The following is a 3,916-nucleotide window of genomic DNA, read 5'->3' as shown; positions in this document are numbered from 1 at the left end:
TTGCTGGTGGAGTGGAACGACACGGCTACCGAGGTGCCGGCGGGGACGATTCCGGAGCTGTTCGAGGCGCAGGTGGCGCGGACGCCGGACGCGGTGGCGATTGTCGCCGACGGTGTTGAGGTGTCGTATGCGGAGCTGGATGGGCGTGCGAACCGTCTGGCGCGGCTGCTGGTGGGTCGAGGCGTGGGTCCGGAGTCCGTGGTGGGCGTGTGCCTGGAACGCGGCATCGACCTCGTGGTGGCGCTGTTGGCGGTGTCGAAGGCCGGGGCTGCATATCTGCCGATCGACCCGGCTTATCCCGCCGAACGGGCGAAGTTCATGCTCGCCGATGCAGGTGCGGTGTGTGCGGTGACCTCTCTTGGCCTGGGCAGTGTGCTGCCGCAGAGTCTGGCCCAGGTGATGCTGGACGAGGCTGGAACCGTACAGGCGTTGACCGGTATTGATGCTTCACCGTTGCCGGAGGCAGACCGAGGTGGAGCGCTGTTGGCGGCGCATCCGGCTTGGGTGATCTACACGTCGGGGTCGACGGGCCGGCCCAAGGGTGTGGTGGTACCGCATGCGGGCGTGGGCTCGCTGGTGGCGGCGCTGGCAGAGCGGTTCGCGGTGGATGGCGCCAGCCGGATGCTGCAGTTCGCGTCCGCGGGCTTTGACGCGGCCACGTGGGAGATGTGGGGGGCGCTGTGTGCGGGGGCCAGGTTGGTGGTGGCACCGGCACAGATGTTGGTGCCTGGGTCTGGTCTGGTGGAGGTGATGGCGCGGCACGGGGTGACGCACGCGTTGTTGCCGCCTGCAGTGCTGAGCGTGCTGGATCCGCAGGAAGTGCCGTCACTGAAGACAGTGGCGTCGGGGGGTGAGGCACTGACTGCCGACCTGGTGGAGGTGTGGGGCACCGGTCGGCGGCTGGTGAACGCGTACGGTCCCACCGAGGCGACGGTGTGTGTGTCGATGTCCCAGCCGCTGGCGGCCGGTGACGTGCCGTACATCGGTTCACCGATTCCCAACACCCGTGTATACGTGCTCGATCAGTGGCTTTCTCCGGTGGCGCCGGGTGTGGTTGGTGAGCTGTATGTGGCTGGTTCGGGTCTTGCGCGCGGGTATGTGGGCCGGCCCGACCTGACGGCGGAGCGGTTCGTGGCCAGCCCGTTCGGTACGGCCGGTGAGCGGCTGTACCGGACCGGTGACCTGGTGCGCTGGAGTACCGGGGGTCAGCTGGAGTACCTGGGCCGGTCGGATGAGCAGGTCAAGATACGAGGCTTCCGCATCGAGCCGGGTGAAGTGCGGTCCGTGCTGATGGCACACCCGCAGGTCGCCCAGGCCGCGATAATCGCACGCGAGGACGTTCCGGGTGACAAGCGCCTGGTTGCTTACGTGGTAACCGCCGGTGACCGTCATGATGGTGAGGATGAAACACCCCAGAGGCTGCGCCAGTTTGCTGCCGGGCGGCTGCCCGAGTACTTGGTGCCGTCGGCGGTGGTGGTGCTTGAGGCGCTGCCGCTGACGCCGAGCGGGAAGCTTGACCGCAAGGCGCTGCCGGCACCGGAGTACGTCACCGGCTCCGGTCGTGGTGCCTCCTCCGTGCGCGAGGAGATCTTGTGCGGAGTGTTCGCCGAAGTCCTGGGTGTGGAGAATGTCGGCGTTGACGACAGCTTCTTCGATTTGGGCGGCCACTCGCTGCTGGCTGTACGCCTGGTGAGCCGGGTGCGGTTGGTGCTGGGTGTCGAGCTGTCGCTGCGCACGTTGTTCGAGGCGTCGACGGTGGCCCGTCTCGCGGCTCGGATCGATGGGGCGGACGGGGCCCGGGTGGCGCTGACGGTCCAGGAGCGTCCGGAGCGGGTTCCGCTGTCGTTCGCTCAGCGCCGTCTGTGGTTCATCCGCCAGTTGGAGGGGCCGAGCTCCACGTACAACATCCCGATGGTGCTCCGGCTCAAGGGTGCACTGGACGCCCCGGCGCTGGCTGCGGCGATGAGGGACGTCGTCGGCCGTCACGAGGTGCTGCGCACGATCTTCGCGACCACTGATGGTGACCCGTACCAGCACGTCCTTGAGCCTGAGGTCCTCCGGTGGGGACTGCAGATCCGGGAAGTGGCCGCGGTGGATGTGGACGCCGCGGTGGCCGAGGCGGCGGGGTATGCGTTTGACCTGGCGGTCGAGGTGCCGATCCGTGCTCAGCTGCTCGCCGTGGGTCCGGATGAGCATGTGCTGGTTGTGGTGGTGCACCACATTGCCGGTGACGGTTGGTCGATGGGGCCGTTGGCGCGGGATGTGTCGGTGGCGTACGAGGCGCGTTGTGCGGGTCGGGCTCCGGAGTGGGAGCCGCTGCCGGTGCAGTACGCGGACTACGCGCTGTGGCAGCGCGAGCTCCTCGGCGACGAGAACGACCCGGGAAGCCTCACGGCCCGGCAAGTCGCATTCTGGCGTGAGGCTCTCGCCGGCGTCCCCGAAGAGCTGACGCTGCCCTATGATCACCCCCGCCCCGAAGTCCTCGGCTACCGCGGCCACGGTGTCCCGCTGGAGATCCCGGCGGAGGTGCACGCCCGCCTCGTGGAGGTGGCGCGGGCCGAGGGCGTGACGGTGGCCATGGTGCTCCAGTCCGCCCTGGCGGTGCTGCTTTCCCGCGTCGGTGCAGGCACCGACATCCCGATCGGCGCCCCACACGCAGGACGCACCGATGAGGCAGTCGACGACCTGGTCGGGTTCTTCGTCAACACGCTGGTGCTGCGTACGGACCTTTCCGGGAACCCGACGTTCACTGAACTCTTCTCGCGGGTTCGGGAGACGGCTCTCGCTGCGTACGGGCACCAGGATGTGCCGTTCGAGCGCTTGGTGGAGGAGCTCGCCCCGTCCCGCTCGCTGGCCCGGCACCCCCTGTTCCAGGTGACGCTGACGCTGCAGAACGGCGCCGACGCCGTCCTGGACCTGCCCGGCCTGACGGCGGAAGCCGGACCGGCCGGTGCGCCGGTGGCTAAGTTCGACCTGGACGTGAGCGTCGGCGAGGTCTTCGACGCCGAAGGCCGTCCCGCAGGGCTGCGCGGCGTCCTGGTCGCTGCGGCGGACCTGTTCGCGCCGGACACCGTCCAGGGGCTCGCGCAGCGCTTCGGACAGGTGCTGGAGACCCTGGCCGCCGACCCGACCACCCGTATCGGCTCCGTCGAGGTCCTTGACGAGGGTGAGCGGCAGCGGTTGTTGGTGGAGTGGAACGACACTGCGGTTGAGGTGCCGCGGGCTACTGTGACGGAGCTGTTCGAGGCGCAGGCGGCTCGTACTCCGGGTGCGGTGGCGGTTGTCGCTGATGGTGTTGAGGTGTCGTATGGGGAGCTGGATGCCCGTGCGAACCGGCTTGCGCATTATTTGGTAGGTCAGGGTGTGGGTCCTGAGTCGCTGGTGGCGGTGGTGCTGGAGCGCGGCGTCGACCTGATGGTGGCGCTGCTGGGTGTGCTGAAGGCCGGTGCTGCTTATCTGCCGGTCGATCCTGCCTATCCTGCTGAGCGGGTCGCCCACATGCTGGACGATGCCAGGCCGGTCGTGGTGCTTGGTGCCGTGGGCACGGCCGGGGCGGTGCCGGCGTCGGCTGCGGTGACGTTGATCGACGCGCCGGAGACGGTTGCCGCTCTGGCGGGCTTGGCGGTGGACAGGCCGGTTGTGGGTCCGGGTTCGCCGGCGCTTCCGGCTTACGTGATTTACACGTCGGGGTCGACGGGCCGGCCCAAGGGCGTGGTGGTGTCGCACGCTGGGTTCGTGAACATGCGCACGGCGTCTCTGGCCCGGTTCGAGACGGGCCCTGGTTCGCGGGTGGCGCAGTTCGCTTCGCTGAGCTTCGACAACTTCTGCCTGGAGTGGTCGTTGGCGCTGACGTCCGGTGCGGCGTTGGTGGTCGTGCCTGCGGAGCGGCGTCTGGGCCGGGAGCTGGCCGGGTTCT

General features: G+C 68.8%; 1 protein-coding gene. It reads left to right on the top strand.

What is annotated here, in order from left to right:
- Positions 1-3,916, top strand: a 3,916-nt coding sequence (locus ACFWTC_RS38665; RefSeq protein ID WP_384075144.1) for an amino acid adenylation domain-containing protein, incomplete at both ends; no start/stop codon positions are given.

The organism is Streptomyces sp. NPDC058619 (genome assembly GCF_042717785.1).
Classification (GTDB): domain Bacteria; phylum Actinomycetota; class Actinomycetes; order Streptomycetales; family Streptomycetaceae; genus Streptomyces.
This window is presented reverse-complemented; position numbering and strand designations above follow the sequence as displayed.